The organism is Caballeronia glebae (genome assembly GCF_001545035.1).
In the GTDB taxonomy this organism is placed as follows: Bacteria; Pseudomonadota; Gammaproteobacteria; order Burkholderiales; family Burkholderiaceae; genus Caballeronia; species Caballeronia glebae.
The window spans coordinates 63,862-80,476 of record NZ_FCOJ02000025.1; the positions used below are offsets into that span (position 1 = coordinate 63,862).

15 protein-coding genes are annotated in these 16,615 nt (G+C 62.2%); 5 read left to right on the forward strand and 10 right to left on the reverse strand.

The window, feature by feature from the left end; genetic code table 11:
* Positions 1-17: 17 nt before the first annotated feature.
* The 5 genes from AWB82_RS18500 to uvrB all read right to left on the reverse strand — a co-directional run bounded on the left by AWB82_RS18500 (position 18) and on the right by uvrB (position 5,745).
* Positions 18-1,421, reverse strand: a complete 1,404-nt coding sequence (locus tag AWB82_RS18500; protein ID WP_200818139.1) for a 4Fe-4S binding protein — start codon at positions 1,419-1,421, stop codon at positions 18-20.
* On the reverse strand, positions 1,418-2,269 hold the full coding sequence (locus AWB82_RS18505) for an FTR1 family iron permease (RefSeq protein ID WP_086969701.1): 852 nt from the start codon (positions 2,267-2,269) through the stop codon (positions 1,418-1,420). Before AWB82_RS18505 ends, AWB82_RS18500 begins: the two co-directional genes overlap by 4 nt.
* A 69-nt stretch (positions 2,270-2,338) precedes the next feature.
* Positions 2,339-2,680, reverse strand: a complete 342-nt coding sequence (locus AWB82_RS18510) for a cupredoxin domain-containing protein (RefSeq protein WP_086969703.1) — start codon at positions 2,678-2,680, stop codon at positions 2,339-2,341.
* 55 nt (positions 2,681-2,735) lie between these two features.
* Complete coding sequence (locus AWB82_RS18515) at positions 2,736-3,281, reverse strand: iron transporter (RefSeq protein WP_086969705.1); 546 nt, start codon at positions 3,279-3,281, stop codon at positions 2,736-2,738.
* A 367-nt stretch (positions 3,282-3,648) separates the two neighbouring features.
* On the reverse strand, positions 3,649-5,745 hold the full coding sequence (uvrB, locus tag AWB82_RS18520) for an excinuclease ABC subunit UvrB (protein WP_086969708.1): 2,097 nt from the start codon (positions 5,743-5,745) through the stop codon (positions 3,649-3,651).
* 372 nt (positions 5,746-6,117) lie between these two features.
* Between uvrB and AWB82_RS18525 the strand changes: the two genes are divergently transcribed.
* Complete coding sequence (locus AWB82_RS18525) at positions 6,118-7,317, forward strand: amino acid aminotransferase (RefSeq protein ID WP_086969710.1); 1,200 nt, start codon at positions 6,118-6,120, stop codon at positions 7,315-7,317.
* A gap of 87 nt (positions 7,318-7,404) precedes the next feature.
* Here the strand turns inward: AWB82_RS18525 and AWB82_RS18530 are convergent, their stop codons facing one another.
* Positions 7,405-7,623 carry a hypothetical protein gene (locus AWB82_RS18530; protein ID WP_086969712.1) on the reverse strand — a complete coding sequence of 73 codons (219 nt, stop codon included), beginning with the start codon at positions 7,621-7,623 and terminating at the stop codon, positions 7,405-7,407.
* A 273-nt stretch (positions 7,624-7,896) separates the two neighbouring features.
* Here AWB82_RS18530 and AWB82_RS18535 point away from each other — a divergent pair, with 273 nt between their 5' ends.
* The gene (locus tag AWB82_RS18535; protein WP_086969772.1) at positions 7,897-8,454 is read left to right on the forward strand and encodes a hypothetical protein; all 558 of its coding nucleotides are present in this window, start codon (positions 7,897-7,899) and stop codon (positions 8,452-8,454) included.
* A 75-nt stretch (positions 8,455-8,529) separates the two neighbouring features.
* Here the strand turns inward: AWB82_RS18535 and AWB82_RS18540 are convergent, their stop codons facing one another.
* Together AWB82_RS18540 and AWB82_RS18545 are read right to left on the reverse strand one after the other, a co-directional pair.
* The gene (locus tag AWB82_RS18540; protein WP_086969714.1) at positions 8,530-9,942 is read right to left on the reverse strand and encodes a lactate utilization protein B; all 1,413 of its coding nucleotides are present in this window, start codon (positions 9,940-9,942) and stop codon (positions 8,530-8,532) included.
* A gap of 24 nt (positions 9,943-9,966) precedes the next feature.
* Positions 9,967-10,701, reverse strand: coding sequence for a (Fe-S)-binding protein (locus AWB82_RS18545; RefSeq protein ID WP_086969716.1), 735 nt, complete (start codon positions 10,699-10,701; stop codon positions 9,967-9,969).
* 192 nt (positions 10,702-10,893) lie between these two features.
* Between AWB82_RS18545 and AWB82_RS18550 the strand changes: the two genes are divergently transcribed.
* A complete protein-coding gene (locus AWB82_RS18550; RefSeq protein WP_086969718.1) occupies positions 10,894-11,709 on the forward strand; it encodes an IclR family transcriptional regulator in 816 nt (271 codons plus the stop codon).
* 77 nt (positions 11,710-11,786) lie between these two features.
* Here the strand turns inward: AWB82_RS18550 and pbpG are convergent, their stop codons facing one another.
* Complete coding sequence (gene pbpG, locus AWB82_RS18555) at positions 11,787-12,782, reverse strand: D-alanyl-D-alanine endopeptidase (RefSeq protein WP_235023344.1); 996 nt, start codon at positions 12,780-12,782, stop codon at positions 11,787-11,789.
* Here pbpG and AWB82_RS38350 point away from each other — a divergent pair.
* Positions 12,769-13,098 (forward strand): hypothetical protein, encoded by a 330-nt coding sequence (locus AWB82_RS38350; RefSeq protein ID WP_235023345.1) that lies wholly within the window; start codon positions 12,769-12,771, stop codon positions 13,096-13,098. The genes pbpG and AWB82_RS38350 overlap by 14 nt on opposite strands.
* 649 nt (positions 13,099-13,747) lie before the next feature.
* Complete coding sequence (locus AWB82_RS18560; RefSeq protein ID WP_014190976.1) at positions 13,748-14,323, forward strand: phasin family protein; 576 nt, start codon at positions 13,748-13,750, stop codon at positions 14,321-14,323.
* 153 nt (positions 14,324-14,476) lie between these two features.
* Here AWB82_RS18560 and lpdA read toward each other — a convergent pair whose 3' ends face one another.
* Positions 14,477-16,534, reverse strand: coding sequence for a dihydrolipoyl dehydrogenase (gene lpdA / locus AWB82_RS18565; RefSeq protein WP_086969722.1), 2,058 nt, complete (start codon positions 16,532-16,534; stop codon positions 14,477-14,479).
* Positions 16,535-16,615: the final 81 nt, after the last annotated feature.

The following is a 16,615-nucleotide window of genomic DNA, read 5'->3' on the forward strand; positions in this document are numbered from 1 at the left end:
GTGACGGCGTGGACGGTTTATCGGCTGAAGCCCCAGAACATCAGGTACCACGCGCTGTCCGCAACGGCCAGCGCCGAGACAAACCATACCATCGCGAGCAGACGGGAACCAAGCGCCGATGCATGGCGGCTCGTCACGCGCCACGCAAGCCACGCGCTCCACAGATTCGCGGCCGCGAGCAGACCGAGCCGCAGACCCGGCACCCACCACAGCGGCAAATGCTCGGCGCGCAACAGCGACACCGTCGTCGCGGAAAGGCCCAGGAACACGCCGACGCCCGCGACCGGAATCAGCGCGAGCGTCAGATGATGCAGGCGCGTAGCGTTCGACTTGCCGAGCATGCGCGAGGCGCACGCGAGGAGCGCGAGCAGCACCGTGCCGTACACGAGCCCCGTCGCGACGATATAGCCGATGACCATCGTCCCGTCGAGCCACGAGAAGACGTCGTTCTGTTCAGGGTAATGCGTGAACAGGAACCACGGCGCGTTGGTATCGAGCGGCCAGAGGATGTTGTGATCGATCAGCCAGGCGGCGAGAAATTGCTTCAGATCGACGAACCACGTGCTCACGGTCCAGTGGAACGCGCCGATCGCGATGCCGAGCAGACCGTACAGAATGAGCGCGGTGTCCCACGGGTTCGCGGCCTTGTGGCCGAGCGTCACGACTTCCTCGGACGGCGAGCGCCACGTGAGCGAAATCGCATCGCGATGGCCGCTGCATCGGCCGCACATGTGGCAGTCGGCGGCGCCTTTCATATTGCGCAGCGGAACGAGCGGCGCGCAGTTGATCGGAATTACGCGATGACCATGCTCGCCCTCTTTGTACGAGCGGCGCCACGCGTCTTCGCTCACCTTGTAGTGAAACGGCGCGAGCCGCGCGAGCAGCGAGAACACGCCGTTGACCGGACACAGATACTTGCACCACACGCGCTTCTCGCGCCCATACAGCACGCCGATGATCATCGCGCCGACGGTCGAACCGCCGAGCACGAGCAGCACCGCTTTCGGATACTGATAGACGCTGACCATCTGCCCGTAGATCGTCGTGAGGCCGAACGCGACGAACGGCCAGCCGCCCCAGCGCATCCAGCGCGGAATCGCCCAGCCGCGGCCGAACTTGCTCGCGAACTCCGACAGCGCGCCTTCGGGACACAGCACGCCGCACCAGACGCGGCCGAGCATGACCATCGACAGCAGCACGAACGGCCACCAGATGCCCCAGAACACGAATTGCGCCGCGAGCGTGAGATTGCTCCACAAATGCGCGGAGCCGTCCGGAAGCGGCGTCACGGCGGGAACGATGATCAGAAATGCGTACACGGCAACGACGACCCACTGAATCATGCGGATCGTGCTGCCGTGGCGTTGCATCCATTGGCCGGCTTGTTGAAGCCGGCCCGGTCTAGGCATTACGGAACTCATGCTGGACGGCTTGCCGCCTTTTGTTTTTGCGCCATCCGGTGATTCGAACGACGCAGCAGAAGATAGATGACGACCCAATACACCGCATACGCGACGAGATTCATGCCCGCCGGATGCGCGCGATAGCCGGTGAGTGTAGCAACGAGCGATCCGAAGGTGCTCGAATCGTCGAGCAGCCACGACGTGTTCCACACCTGATTGACGATGGCCGGCAGCACTTCCATGTCGATCAGCTTGTCGACGCCCGACTCGAACAGACCGGCCGCGAGGAACAACAGCATGATTTCGGTGACGCGGAAGAACGAGCGCCACGAGAAGATCTTCCCGCCGAGTTGCAGGATATAGAACGTGAGCAGCGCGAGACCGAAGCCGAGAATGATCGCGATGTATTGCGACACGTCGACGTGCCCCGACTGCCCGAAGCCGACGCCATACAGGAACACGGCCGTCTCGCTGCCTTCACGCGCGATCGCCAGCGCGACGAGCAGCGCGATGCCCCACCAGTGCCCGTCCTGCGTGTTCTTTTGCAGCGAAGATTCCATGTCGCGCTTGAGCGTGCGGCCGTGGCGCTTCATCCACAGGACCATCTGCACGATCAACACGCACGCGACCAGCACCATCGCGGTCTGGAAGTAATCCTGCGCATCGCCCGACAGCACTTCCGTGAAGCCGATCAGCGCGGCGCCCAGCGCCACCGCGGCGAGCAGCCCGATGACGACACCGGCCCACAAATAAGGCAGGCCCCGGCGCGCCTGATGGTCGCCGTTCTTCAGCCACGCGTAGAGAATGCCGACGACGAGCAACGCCTCGACGCTCTCCCGCCACACGATGAAAAGTACCTGCCCCATACCCAACCTCCAGCAATTCCACTTCAACCGTCCGCGCGCGGCGTGAAACCGTCGCGCGCGGCACGTCCGTTACTTCGCGACGATCACGCCTTGCGCGCTCTGATGAAAGTCGTCGAAGAACTTGTATTCACCCGGGTCCAGCGGTGCGATCACCACGAACGAATCCGCGCCCGGCGCAAGCACTTTTTCCTTGCGCAACTGCACGCTTTCGAACTCGGCGGCGCCCTTGCCGATGTTGTGCACTTCGATCTTGATGCGCTGCCCCGCCGGCACCTCGATGCGCGCCGGGTTGAGCTTGCCGTCGTTCATTTCGAGCTTGAACGTCGGCAGGTCGGCGGCGCGCGCCATGTCGATCCCGGCAAAGGCGAACGCGGACATCGCGAGCGCGGCCACCTGGCTTTTCAGTTTCATGCGTACATCCTGAGAATTAACACGCCCGGTCCGGGATGCCGGGCGTCGCGGACGGTCAGTAGCCGCCCTTCTTGCCGATGCCCGCGAACGGGAAGTCGTATTCGATCGTGAACGGCTTGAACCACGGGCCCACGCCCGTTTCCTTGTCGGTGTGACGGCCGAACGCCATGTGACCTTCCTGCGAAGGCGCCGAGATATGCAGCTTCAGGTGATACTTGCCCGGCCCGAAGAGCTTGACGTTGTCGCCGTAGTGCGGGCCGTCGCTCGCGACCATCGGCATCAGGTCGCCCTTGATCGTCTGCGTCGTACCGGTCTTCGTGAGTTCATAGGTGACTTGCAGGTACGGCATCCAGTCGCCTTCGGCGAAACCGTTCGGGTTGTTCTTGACCGCGTGGATGTCCGCCTCCAGGTGGATATCCGAATCCGACGCCTTGCGCATCATGCCTTCCGGCGACATCGTGATCGGCTGAAGGTACACCGCGCCCGTTTCCATGCCGGCCTCGATGTGCTGCTTGCCGATCGGATATTCGGCTGCGGACGCCGCCATCATCGCCGTGAGACCCGCAGCGGCGACGAGGCCGCGCATCAACGTTGAACCCATAGAAACTCCTTGTTGTTATCGATCGGCGCGCGTGCCACGCGAGCCTTGTCACCGGAAGACCGGACCGGCACTTCAGACGCCCGGAATAGAAAGCGCCGGCCAGTTAAAACCTTCATTCGCAACGGTCCGCCAGCGCGTTCTTCAGAGCCGGCGAAGCACAACTCTGTGAACGTTAATACGAACCATTCTCAATGTTCGTCAGTTTAGCATCGTTCGACACCTGGAACAATTTGGGCGAGCTTACAGACCTAGACGCAGTAAGGCTTTTCGCTGGATCGGGCGATGCCGGCAGGCAATAAAAAAGCGCGGCGAACCGTCCGATTCGCCGCGCCCTTCAATTCAAGCCTCGGAATTCATTCCAAAAAGCTTATTTTTCACCGATGCCGGGCACATGATCGCCCACGTTCGCCCCGAACACGCGCTGCCGTAAGAGCGCCAATTGGTCGCGGGTCTGCGCCGCCTTTTCGAATTCGAGATTCTTGGCGTGATCCATCATCTGCTTTTCGAGGCGCTTGATTTCCTTGGAAATCTGCTTCTCGGACATGTCCTCGAACTTCGCGCGCGCCTGCGCTTCCTTGAGATCGGCGCGGGCTTCGTCGGCGTTGTAGACGCCATCGATCATGTCCTTGATGCGCTTCTCCACGCCGCGCGGCGTAATGCCCATCTTCTCGTTGTGCGCCATCTGCTTGGCGCGGCGCCGCTCGGTTTCGCCGATGGCGCGCTTCATCGAGTCGGTGATCTTGTCGCCATAGAGAATCGCCTTGCCGTTCACGTTGCGCGCCGCGCGCCCGATGGTCTGGATCAGCGAGCGCTCGGCGCGCAGAAAACCTTCCTTGTCGGCGTCGAGAATCGCGACGAGCGACACTTCGGGAATATCGAGACCCTCGCGCAGCAGATTGATACCGACAAGCACATCGAACGTCCCGAGCCGCAGATCGCGGATGATTTCCACGCGCTCGACCGTGTCGATGTCGCTGTGCAGATAGCGCACCTTCACGCCGTGATCGGCGAGAAATTCGGTCAACTGCTCGGCCATGCGCTTGGTCAGCACGGTGACGAGCACGCGCTCGTGCACCGCGACGCGCGCGTTGATTTCCGAGAGCACGTCGTCGACCTGCGAGCGCGCCGGGCGCACTTCGATTTCCGGATCGACGAGACCCGTCGGCCGCACGAGCTGCTCGGCCACCTGCCCCGCCTTTTGCTGCTCGTAGTCGGCGGGCGTCGCCGAAACAAAGACAGCCTGGCGCATCTTGCGCTCGAACTCGTTGAACTTGAGCGGCCGGTTGTCGAGCGCCGACGGCATGCGAAAACCGTAGTCGACGAGATTTTCCTTGCGCGCGCGGTCGCCGTTGTACATGCCGTTCAACTGGCCGATCAACACGTGCGATTCGTCGAGCAACATCAGCGCATCGGGCGGCAGATAATCGACGAGCGTCGGAGGCGGTTCGCCCGGCGCCGCGCCCGAAAAGTGCCGCGAGTAGTTCTCGATGCCCTTGCAGAAGCCGAGTTCCTGCAGCATTTCCAGATCGAAGCGCGTGCGTTGCTCCAGCCGCTGCGCTTCGACGAGTTTGCCGTCGCCGTGGAAGAATTCGAGCCGCTCGCGCAATTCGAGCTTGATGGTTTCGATCGCGCGCATGACGGTGTCGCGCGGCGTCACGTAATGCGACGACGGATACACGGTGAAGCGCGGAATCTTGTTGCGCACGCGTCCGGTGAGCGGATCGAAGAGCATCATCGATTCGACTTCATCGTCGAAAAGCTCGATGCGCACCGCCATTTCCGCGTGCTCGGCCGGAAAAATGTCGATGGTGTCGCCGCGCACGCGAAACGAGCCGCGCGAGAAGTCGGCTTCGTTACGCGTGTACTGCATCGCAATCAGCCGCGCGATGACGTCGCGCTGGCCAAGCTTGTCGCCCGTGCGCAGCGTGAGAATCATTCTGTGATACTCGGACGGATTGCCGATACCGTAAATCGCGGACACCGTTGCGACGATCACCACATCGCGCCGTTCGAGCAGGCTCTTCGTGGCCGAAAGCCGCATCTGCTCGATGTGCTCGTTGATCGACGAATCCTTCTCGATGAAGAGATCGCGCTGCGGCACATACGCTTCGGGCTGGTAGTAGTCGTAGTACGAGACGAAATACTCGACGGCGTTGCGCGGAAAGAACTCGCGGAATTCGGCGTAGAGCTGCGCGGCGAGCGTCTTGTTCGGCGCGAAGACGATCGCCGGGCGGCCCATGCGCGCGATGACGTTCGCCATCGTGAAGGTCTTGCCCGAGCCGGTCACGCCGAGGAGCGTCTGAAACGAAAGGCCGTCCTCGATGCCTTCGACGAGCGTCGAAATGGCGCTGGGCTGGTCGCCCGCCGGCGGATACGGCTGATATAGCTGAAACGGCGAGCCTTCGAACGTGACGAACTTCGATTCGTCCAGTTCTTCGGGGGATTCGATGAGAGTATCGGACATGTGAAATCGAGAGAGTCAACGCCTGGGGCAATCGATCATTCTAGCGTTGTACGCAATGCGCGCGCTCGCCCCGACGTGACCGGAATGTGAAAGCGTAGTCTTCGTCAGATTGGGCGTGGATCGCCAAAATCAAGCGAACTCAGTCGCGCCCTTTTTTATCGCCCATTTTCGGCGTTTATGTTGAAATAAGGGCCAAAAAGCACGCGCATTCGCACCATATTCGCCCGAAAAGCCTCGCCGGATTCGTTACAATGTGCGGCCAGGCTCAAGGGTTCAAAGCCGTTTTTCGCCTCGCGAGCCGCGCGATGTTTTCCAGGCGTCCGCATCATCCCTTGCATCCGCCGCACGTCTTTCCTTCACTGCCGATAGATCATGTCTCTTTTCTCTGCCGTCGAACTCGCTCCCCGCGACCCGATCCTGGGCCTCAACGAAGCCTTCAACGCCGATACGCGCACGACCAAAGTCAATCTTGGCGTCGGCGTGTACACGAATGAAGAAGGCAAGATTCCGCTGCTGCGCGCCGTGCGCGAAGCCGAAAAAGCACGCGTCGATGCCGCGCTGCCGCGTGGTTATCTGCCGATCGACGGCATCGCCGCCTATGACGCCGCCGTGCAAAAGCTGCTGCTCGGCGACGACTCGCCGCTGATCGCCGCGGGCCGCGTCGTGACGGCGCAGGCGCTCGGCGGCACGGGCGCGCTCAAGATCGGCGCCGACTTCCTGAAGCGTCTGAATCCGAACGCGATCGTCGCGATCAGCGATCCGAGCTGGGAAAACCACCGCGCGCTCTTCGAAGGCGCCGGTTTCGAGGTCGTCAACTATCCGTACTACGAAGCCGCGACGCACGGCGTGAACTTCGATGCCATGCTCGCCGCGCTGAACAGCTACGCGGCCGGCACCGTCGTCGTGCTGCACGCGTGCTGCCACAACCCGACGGGCGTCGATCTGTCGGACGATCAGTGGAAGCAGATCGTCGAAGTCGTGAAAGCGCGCGATCTCGTGCCGTTCCTCGACATGGCGTATCAGGGCTTCGCGGAAAACATCGCCGCGGACTCCGCCGCCGTGCGTCTGTTCGCGGCGTCGGAACTGAACGTGTTCGTGTCGTCGTCGTTCTCGAAGTCGTTCTCGCTGTACGGCGAGCGCGTCGGCGCGCTGTCGATCATCACGACGGGCAAGGAAGAGTCCGCGCGCGTGCTGTCGCAACTGAAGCGCGTGATCCGCACCAACTACTCGAACCCGCCGACGCACGGCGGTTCGATCGTCGCGGCCGTGCTGGCGTCGCCGGAACTGCGCGCGACCTGGGAGCAGGAACTGGGCGAAATGCGCGACCGCATCCGCGCGATGCGCATTGGCCTCGTCGAGCGTCTGAAGGCGAGCGGCGTCGATCGCGACTTCTCGTTCGTCAGCAAGCAGCGCGGCATGTTCTCGTACTCGGGCCTGACGGCGGCGCAAGTCGATCGTCTGCGTGAAGAATTCGGCATTTACGCCGTGAGCACGGGCCGCATCTGCGTGGCCGCGCTGAACACGCGCAACCTCGATGCCGTCGCGACCGCTGTCGCAGCCGTGCTGAAGTGAGCTTCTTATAAGGCGCTTCGGCGGCTTATAAATGAAATTGGCGCCCTCTGCGGGCGCCAATTTTTTGTGCGCGTCGAAAGCAGCAATTCAGAGCGTCTTTTGCGCCGAGACGGCAGCGGGCGCCGCTTCTTCGTCCTCGACGAAGCCGAGCGAAATCGCGCGCGCCAGTTCGGCGCTCACGCCCGCCACGCTGGTTTCTTCATGGCGCTTGGCCGCGCCGGTGCCTTCGCTCACGTGCATGCAAAACGCCAGCGCGATCGGAAGCAGAATGGCCACGGGCCAGTAGGTCGATATTGTCTTTTTCATGGGACTGCCTTTAGTCGATATGTCACAGCGGGTAACGCAAAAAAAGAACCCACTGATGGACACTTCGAATATTACGGACTCGTCCCAATCTTAAAAAGTCGTTGAAAAGCAAAAGTTTGTTGCACTCGCGACAACAAGCCTTTTGACGAGCCCTGCGGCACGCTCGCGCCTTTATGACAGCTTGCCGTCATAAAGGCTTACAAAGTTGTTGGCGACATCCACCCGCCGATGATGTCTGATTGACTAATGGTTCCACAGGTTCTTCCAAAGATCATGAAATCCGCAGTCGCTGGTGTTTTGCTTGCGTCGTCTGCCGCGCTACTCGGCGGTTGCGCGGTGTATCCCGATGGCTCGGCCTATGGCGGCGGCTATCCCGCTGTCTACGACGATCCGGGTTACGGGTACTACGGCGGCCCGCCGGTCGTGCAACCGGGCGTGGCGATAGGCGGCGGTTATTACTCCGGTCCGGGGCCGGTCTACTACGGTCCGGGACCGAATCGTTACTGGGATGACGGTCCCGGCTGGCGTCGGCCGCCGCAGGGCGGCTGGCACGGCGGACATCCTCCGCGCGACCGGGGTCCGGGCGGACCGCCTCCGCAAGCAGGCGGTGGACATCCGAATGGTCCTCCGCCGCAAGCAGGCGGCGGCGGTCGTCCGCCGCCAGCGCCGCCTCCGCAACAAGCGGGCGGTGGCTCACCCATGCCGAAGGCGGTAGGCGGTCAACCCCCCGGGCCGAATCGCGCCCCGCCGCCAGCCGCAAACGGCGGTGGCGGCAACGGCAATCGAGAAAGCGGCAATTCACGCGGCTTTCTTGGACGCTACGGCGGATAAAGATAAAGCGCCGAGCGCCTTCATCGAAAGATCGCATTGAAAACAAGGCCGCGCCGAATCTGGCGCGGCCTTGTTTTATCCGAGATGCGAGTGCTGCGCCTTGTACAACTCCCGGAACGTGCGTCCGACCGGCGCGGGCATGTCGCGCGTGCCGGTCCATCCCGCACCGAACGGCAACCGTGAAATCGCCTTCTTGTCGCCGCCCACGCGTTCGAGCACGCGCACCGCGAGCTTCGTGAAGAGCGCGTATGCAAGCGGACGCTTCGCGAGATAACCCCACGCTGCGAGCGCGGCGCGTTCGCTCCAGGGGCGCAGCCGACGCTCCATCTGCTTCTCGCGCAGCTTGCGCAGCAAATCCGACAGCGGAATGTCCACCGGACAGACGCTGTTGCATTCGCCGCACAGCGTTGCGGCTTGCGGCAGATCGAGCGCCTTGTCGATGCCGACATACGCCGGCGTCAACACCGAGCCCATCGGTCCCGGATACACCCAGCCATACGCATGGCCGCCGATCTTCTGATAGACCGGGCAATGATTCATGCACGCACCGCAGCGAATACAGCGCAGCATCTCCTGAAACTCACCGCCGATGAGCCCGGTGCGCCCACCATCGACGAGCACGAAGTACATATGTTCGGGGCCGTCCGTCTCGTCGGCGGCGCGCGGTCCGGTCAGCAGCGAAAAGTAGTTCGAGATCGTCTGGCCGGTCGCCGAGCGCGGCAGCAGGCGCATCGCGGTGGCGAGATCTTCGAGCGTCGGCAGCACTTTTTCGATGCCCGTCACCGCGACATGCACGCGCGGCATCACCGTGCACATGCCCTCGTTGCCCTCGTTCGTGACGACCGCCACCGATCCCGTCTCCGCGATCACAAAGTTCCCGCCCGTCACGCCCATGTCCGCCGACATGAAGTGCGGCCGCAACACCTCGCGCGCCTCGCGCGTCATCTCGGGGATATCGGTGAGGCGCGGCTTGTTGTGCGTCTTCGCGAAGAGATCGGCGATCTGCTCCTTATCCTTGTGGACGACCGGCGCGATGATATGGCTCGGCGGTTCGTTGTCGTTGATCTGCAGGATGTATTCGCCGAGGTCGGTCTCGATCGACTGCACGCCCATCTCGCCGAGCACGCGATTCAACTGCATCTCTTCCGAGACCATGGATTTGGTCTTGATGACCTTCTTCACATCGTGCTTGCGGGCGATTTCCGCGACGAGCTTCGCGGCATCCTGCGTCGATTCGGCATAGAGCACGGTCGCGCCACGACGCGTCGCCTCGCGCTCGAAGGTTTCGAGCCACACGTCGAGATTATCGAGCGCGCGATCGCGGCGCTCCTTCAACGCGTCGCGCGTCGCCTCGAAGTCGATGTCGCGCACCGCGCTCGCGCGCGCGCTGACGAACTTGGTCGAGAGCTTCGTGAGATTCTGCTGCAGGCGCTCATCGGCGAGCTTGCTTCCCGCGCGCGCCTTGAAGTGCATCGTCTGGACTTGCATGTGATGTCTCTCCTTTCGATGCGCTCAGGCGCGACCTTGTGCGTCGCCGGCAAGCACCTGCGCGATGTGCAGCACGCGCGTGGACGTGTCGCCCGTGCGGCGCAGGCGCCCTTCGATGTTCAGCATGCAGCCGAGGTCGCCGAGTACGACGGTATCCGCGCCGCTCGCCTTGATGTTCGCGCATTTCTCGTCGACGATCGCCGTCGAGATGTCGCCGTACTTCACCGCGAACGTCCCGCCGAATCCACAGCAATGCTCGCATCCGGCCATCTCGACCACCGGCACGCCCGCCTGCGCGAGCAACTCGCGCGGCTGCGATTTCACGCCGAGTTCGCGCAGGCCCGAGCACGAATCGTGATACGTCACCATGCCGTCGAACGCGCCCGGCTCCATGCGCGCTTTGGCGACATTCACGAGAAAATCGGTCAGTTCGAACACGCGTGGCTGGAGGCGGGCGAAGCGGCCCATCAATTGCGGATCGTCACGGAAGAGATCGCCGTAGTGCTCGCGAATCATGCCGCCGCAAGACCCGGACGGAATCACGACGTAGTCGAACTGCTCGAATTCGCGCAGCGTTTTTTCGGCGAGATCGCGGGCGAGCGGCCGGTCGCCCGAGTTGTAGGCAGGCTGGCCGCAGCACGTCTGCGACGGCGGCACGACGACTTCGAAGCCCGCCCGCTCGATCAGCTTGATGACCGAGAAGCCGATTTCCGGGCGCATCATGTCGATGAGACATGTCACGAATAGTCCGACTCGCATTGGGGGCGTTTCCTGTTTTGTAGAAATGATGTGAACGCAGCGCCGATTATCCGCGAAAAGTCCCGTCCGACGGGGCGCACGCCGGCCGCGCACGTCCGTGGCGCGATGATTGTTTTGAAGCAGCGTTCTTATTTTCACATTATGAGATACAATCGCCACTCCGCTGTTTGACGCGTCAACCGATTTTTCACGATGAGCGATACGAACCCGGAATCCAAAACCTCTATTCAGGTGATCGAGCGCATGATGCGTCTTCTCGACGCCCTCGCCGACCACACTGATCCCGTCAGCCTGAAAGAGCTTAGCCAGAGCACCGAGCTGCATCCGTCCACGGCGCATCGCATTTTGAACGACATGGTGCTGTGCCGGCTCGTGGATCGCTCCGATCCCGGCACGTATCGGCTCGGCATGCGTTTGCTCGAACTCGGCAACCTCGTGAAGGCGCGTCTTTCAGTGCGCGAAGCCGCGATGCCGCCGATGCGCGAACTGCATCGGCAGACCGGGCAGACCGTCAATCTTTCCGTGCGGCAAGGCGACGAGATCGTCTATATCGAGCGCGCGTATTCCGAGCGCTCGGGTATGCAGGTCGTGCGCGCGATCGGCGGCCGTGCGCCGTTACATCTGACATCGGTCGGAAAACTGTTTCTCGCCGCCGACGAAGCCGCACGCGTGCGCGCCTACGCGATGCGAACCGGGCTCTCCGGCCACACGCAAAACAGCATTACGGATCTCTCGAAACTCGAACGCGAATTGTCGCTGGTGCGTCAGCAAGCATGCGCGCGCGACAACGAGGAACTCGAACTCGGCGTGCGCTGCATCGCTGCAGGCATTTACGACGACACGGGGCGACTCGTCGCCGGCCTGTCGCTCTCCGCGCCCGCCGATCGCCTGCAGGACGCCTGGCTCAAGCAACTGAGCCACACGGCGCTCGAAATCTCGACAACGCTGGGGTATCACCCCGACCAGCCAGCCGCCGACGCGCAACACGCGCAGCACGCGCAACGCTGATCCACGCCGCATGAAAAAAACGGAATTCGTCTTTCGACGAATCCCGTTTCGCTTTGCTGTCTGCGAACAACAGGCGCTCAAGGATTCGCGCCGCCACCCATGTCCGCGCTCATGATATGCGGCTCGCCGAGCGCATCGAGATACGAGCGCAGACGGCCCGCGTCGGCGAAGCGCGAATACTTGCCGTACGAATCGAGCAGCACGATCACGACCGGACGGCCATTCACGGTCGCCTGCATCACGAGACACTCGCCCGCTTCGTTGATAAATCCCGTCTTCTGCAAGCCGATATCCCACGAAGCATTGCGGATCAGCGCATTCGTGCTGTTGTAGGCGAGATTGCGCTTGCCGGTGAAGACGTCGTAGTTGCGGTCGGTCGAGAACTTGCGGATCAGCGGATATTGATACGCCGCGTTGACCATTTTGACGAGGTCGCGCGCGCTCGACACGTTAAGGCTCGTGAGGCCCGTGGAATTCTCGAAGTGCGTATCGACCATGCCGAGCGACTTCGCCTTCGCATTCATCGCGGCGATGAACGCCGGACGGCCGCCCGGGTAAAAGCGCGATAGCGCCGCGGCCGCGCGATTTTCCGATGCCATCAGCGCGATGTGCAGCATGTCTTCGCGATTGAGCACCGAACCGACCGCGAGGCGCGAACCCGTGAACTTCTCGTAGTCGCGATCTTCGTCGGTGACGCTGATTTCATCCGTGAGCGGCATGTGCGAATCGAGCACGACCATTGCCGTCATCAGCTTGGTGATCGAAGCGATTGGCACGACGGCGCGCGAATTCTTGTCGAAGAGCGTCTCGGACGTGTTCTGGTCGACCACGTAAGCCACGCTCGAACGCAGCGCGAGGCTGTCGGGCGTGTCGCGCAGGCCGAATGCCTGGCCGACCGAGGTCGCGCGCGGCTGATACGCCACCGCATGCACCGCGGCGCGGCGCGCATGCGGTTCCATGCGATACGCCACGCGACGCTTGCGCGATGCGCGGGGCGCGTCGTCGTCGTCCTGGGCCGCCGCGACCTTGGCCGCCTTCGCGGGCTTCGGCGCCTTGAGCGTGGTTTTCGCCACCCGCGCGGGCTTTTCAGCCTTCGCGGTGGATTTCTTTTCGGTTTTGCTTGGGGTGGCGGTCTTCGCGAGGGCTTCAGCCGGAGCCGCTGCGAAGGACGTCGCTACTACGATGGAAACGGCGATGGACAATGCCGAGCGCATTGCCACGCCGTGTACCACCTTTAACGACGAAAACATTTCGGTTTTCATTAGTGTTCTGTTGGGCGGCTGGAGAGTACCGCCAAGTGTAGTGAAGCTACGAAATTTAAGCAATATTAAGCACTTATCGGCACTCTTTAAACCGAGTTGTAAGCCGCAATTGCGAATTGCTCAATAAAAAGCGCCTCGATCGGAAAAAACGATCGTCCCAGCGAAATAGTGCTGCCCAGAGCGCGCTTTTCTACACGACGACAAACGCACTATCGGCAAAACTTTCCACGACTTTAGGCAAACGTGACGACCAAACCGGCCAAGACGCGGAGTTTCGAATCGAGGAGCAAGCACGGTCGGAGGACGCGGACCAACACGCGGCATATCGGACAGCCGAAATGTTAACGTTTCTCCAACAATTTGGTGTACGGCGACATCCTAAAAATAGGACGACCTTCAGAAATATCTCATCCCCGCATCGCCGCAGAGCACGCGGGGGCTCGCGTCGTCGAAACATCAAACTTTCATCCTGCCGTGCTTTCATTCAGTACGGCGTGGCATGTTGGCGCGCCTCCGAAACCATGCCCAGCTTGTGTGCATAGGGTTTCCACGGGCATGCCCTTTGGGCGCGCGGTCGTCATGTAAGTTCTTGTTTAACATACGATTCCGCCAATTGTGCGGCGCACAAAAAGCGCTTGACATCCATAGGAATTTGTCTAAAATGTGTTTCATGTTGCGACGCACCAATCGCAGTTGCACCTAGCCGGCAAGGTTCATCGCGCCGGATCTACCCAAACCACGACCCGCATTGATGGGTCTGCCATCAGGAGCCTGAGATGACGCTGTTGACCCCCGAGCAAATCGCCGCTGCACAAAAAGCCAATTTCGACACGCTGTTCGGCCTCACGAACAAGGCGTTCGAAGGCGTCGAGAAGCTTGTCGAACTGAACCTGCAAGTTGTGAAGTCGACGCTGGCTGAAAGCCAGGAAAACGCACAACGCGCATTGTCGGTGAAGGACGCGCAAGAACTGCTCGCGCTGCAAGCCAGCCTGACCCAACCGGTCGCGGAAAAGGTGCTGTCGTATGGCCGTCACCTGTATGAAATCGCGTCGGCCACGCAAGCTGAATTTGCCCGTGTCGCGGAAGCTCAGTACGAAGAGCAAAACCGCAAGGTGCAAACGCTCGTCGACAACGTCGCGAAGAACGCACCGGCCGGTTCGGAAACCGCCGTCGCCGTGATGAAGTCGGCTATCACCGCCGCCAACACGACGTACGAAACGGTTCACAAGGCAACGAAGCAAGCTGTGGAAATCGCTGAAAGCAACTTCAACGCTGCCGCTACGGCTGCGACGAAGGCCGCTACGCAAGCGACCGAGCAAGCTTCGCGCGTGGCCAAGAAGTCGGTTGCGTAAGTTTGCCGCCGGGCTTCTGCCCGGTTGATGCAGCACGAATCACGAAGAACCCGGCCATCGCGCCGGGTTTTTTGTCGTCCACGCATTCGTCCGCATTAAAAAGGCGCGCTCCGTTGAAGGAGCGCGCCTTTGCACTTCTCGAAGTATGGCAGCTTACTTCTTGCGCTGCGGCGGCAAGTCCGTGCACACGCCTTCGTACAACTCGGCGGCCATGCCGACCGATTCGCCGAGCGTCGGGTGCGGGTGAATCGTCTTGCCGATGTCGGTTGCATCCGCGCCCATCTCGATCGCGAGACACACTTCGCTGATCAGATCGCCCGCATTCAGACCGACGATACCGCCGCCGATCACGCGATGCGTCTCTTCATCGAAGATCAGCTTGGTGAAGCCTTCGTCGCGGCCGTTGGCGATCGCGCGGCCCGACGCGGCCCACGGGAACACGGCCTTGCCGAACTTGATGCCTTCGGCCTTGCACTGGTCTTCCGTCTTGCCCGCCCACGCCACTTCCGGATCGGTGTACGCCACCGACGGAATCTGCAGCGCGTCGAAATACGCCTTCTCGCCGTGCGCCGCTTCCGCCGCCACGTGGCCTTCATGCACGGCCTTGTGCGCGAGCATCGGCTGGCCGACGAGATCGCCGATCGCGAAGATGTGCGGCACGTTGGTGCGCATTTGCTTGTCGACGTCGATGAAGCCACGATCCGTCACCGCGACGCCCGCCTTGTCCGCGCCGATCTTGCCGCCGTTCGGGCTACGGCCGACCGCGAGCAGCACGAGGTCGTAACGCTGCGGTTCGCTCGGCGCCTTCTCGCCTTCGAACGTCACGTAGATGCCGTCTTCCCGGGCTTCCGCCTTGGTCGTCTTGGTCTTGAGCATCAGGTTCGTGAAGCGCTTGGAATTGAACTTCTCCCAGACCTTCACGAGATCGCGGTCCGCGCCGAGCATCAGGCCGTCGAGCATTTCGACGACGTCGATGTCAGAGCCGAGCGTGGAATATACCGTCGCCATTTCCAGGCCGATGATGCCGCCGCCCACGACCAGCATGCGCTTCGGAAGCTGACGCAATTCGAGCGCGCCGGTCGAATCGACGACGCGCGGATCGTCCGGGAAGAACGGCAGCTTCACCGCCTGCGAGCCCGCCGCGATGATCGCCTGTTTGAACTTGACGACTTTCTTGCCGTCCGGGCCGTTCACTTCCATGTGGTACGGATCGACGAACGTGCCGACGCCCGTCACCACTTGCACCTTGCGCGCCTTCGCCATGCCCGCGAGACCGCCGGTCAGCTTCTTGACGACGCCTTCCTTGAAGCCGCGCAGCTTGTCGAGATCGACCTTCGGCTCGCCGAAGCTGATGCCGTGCGCCGCGAGCTCGGCCGCTTCGTCGATGACGAGCGCCGTGTGCAGCAATGCCTTCGACGGAATGCAGCCGACGTTCAGACACACGCCGCCCAAGGTCGAATAACGCTCGACGAGCACGGTCTTCATGCCGAGATCGGCGGAACGGAAGGCCGCCGAGTATCCGCCGGGACCGGCGCCGAGCACGAGCATGTCGCATTCGACATCGGCCGCGCCCGAATAGCTGCCCGCTTGCGGCGCGGGCGTCGGGGCTGCGGCAGGCGCCGGAGCGGGCGCGGCCTTCTGAGGCGCAGCGGCAGCAGCACCGGCGCCGCCTTCGAGTGTCAGAACCAGCGTGCCTTCCGACACCGTGTCGCCGACCTTGAGCTTGACTTCCTTCACCGTGCCGGCGGCGGGCGAAGGCACGTCCATCGTCGCCTTGTCGGATTCGAGCGTGACGAGCGACTGCTCCTTATCGACCGTATCGCCCGGCTTCACGTGCACTTCGATGACCGGAATGTCCTTGAAGTCGCCAATATCTGGCACCTTCACGTCCTGCACGCCACCGCCGCCCGCAGCCTTCGCGGGAGCGGCGGCCGGAGCCGGCGCTGCGGCCGGAGCGGCGGCAGCGCCCGCGCCTTCGGTTTCGACCATCGCGATGACCGTGCCCTGGCTGACCTTTTGACCCTGCTGAACCTTCACTTCCTTGATCGTGCCCGCGACATCGGCGGGCACTTCCATCGTGGCCTTGTCGGTTTCGAGCGTGATGACGCCCTGTTCCTTTTCGATGACGTCGCCGGGCTTGATATTGACTTCGATGACATCGACATCGGAGAAGTCGCCGATGTCGGGTACTTTTAGTTCGACGAGACTCATGTTGTCCCCTGAATAGAAGAGCGGATGGAACCGGACACGCCGGTTCCGCCGTCGGCTGGGATCGCGCGCTTCATCCGCCAA

Excerpts from the sequence above, each read along its gene's own strand:
- AWB82_RS18500 (WP_200818139.1), bottom strand. The coding sequence starts at position 1,421 with ATGAGTTCCGTAATGCCTAGACCGGGCCGGCTTCAACAAGCCGGCCAA.
- AWB82_RS18505 (WP_086969701.1), bottom strand. The coding sequence starts at position 2,269 with ATGGGGCAGGTACTTTTCATCGTGTGGCGGGAGAGCGTCGAGGCGTTG.
- AWB82_RS18510 (WP_086969703.1), bottom strand. The coding sequence starts at position 2,680 with ATGAAACTGAAAAGCCAGGTGGCCGCGCTCGCGATGTCCGCGTTCGCC.
- AWB82_RS18515 (WP_086969705.1), bottom strand. The coding sequence starts at position 3,281 with ATGGGTTCAACGTTGATGCGCGGCCTCGTCGCCGCTGCGGGTCTCACG.
- uvrB (WP_086969708.1), bottom strand. The coding sequence starts at position 5,745 with ATGTCCGATACTCTCATCGAATCCCCCGAAGAACTGGACGAATCGAAG.
- AWB82_RS18525 (WP_086969710.1), top strand. The coding sequence starts at position 6,118 with ATGTCTCTTTTCTCTGCCGTCGAACTCGCTCCCCGCGACCCGATCCTG.
- AWB82_RS18530 (WP_086969712.1), bottom strand. The coding sequence starts at position 7,623 with ATGAAAAAGACAATATCGACCTACTGGCCCGTGGCCATTCTGCTTCCG.
- AWB82_RS18535 (WP_086969772.1), top strand. The coding sequence starts at position 7,897 with ATGAAATCCGCAGTCGCTGGTGTTTTGCTTGCGTCGTCTGCCGCGCTA.
- AWB82_RS18540 (WP_086969714.1), bottom strand. The coding sequence starts at position 9,942 with ATGCAAGTCCAGACGATGCACTTCAAGGCGCGCGCGGGAAGCAAGCTC.
- AWB82_RS18545 (WP_086969716.1), bottom strand. The coding sequence starts at position 10,701 with ATGCGAGTCGGACTATTCGTGACATGTCTCATCGACATGATGCGCCCG.
- AWB82_RS18550 (WP_086969718.1), top strand. The coding sequence starts at position 10,894 with ATGAGCGATACGAACCCGGAATCCAAAACCTCTATTCAGGTGATCGAG.
- AWB82_RS18560 (WP_014190976.1), top strand. The coding sequence starts at position 13,748 with ATGACGCTGTTGACCCCCGAGCAAATCGCCGCTGCACAAAAAGCCAAT.
- lpdA (WP_086969722.1), bottom strand. The coding sequence starts at position 16,534 with ATGAGTCTCGTCGAACTAAAAGTACCCGACATCGGCGACTTCTCCGAT.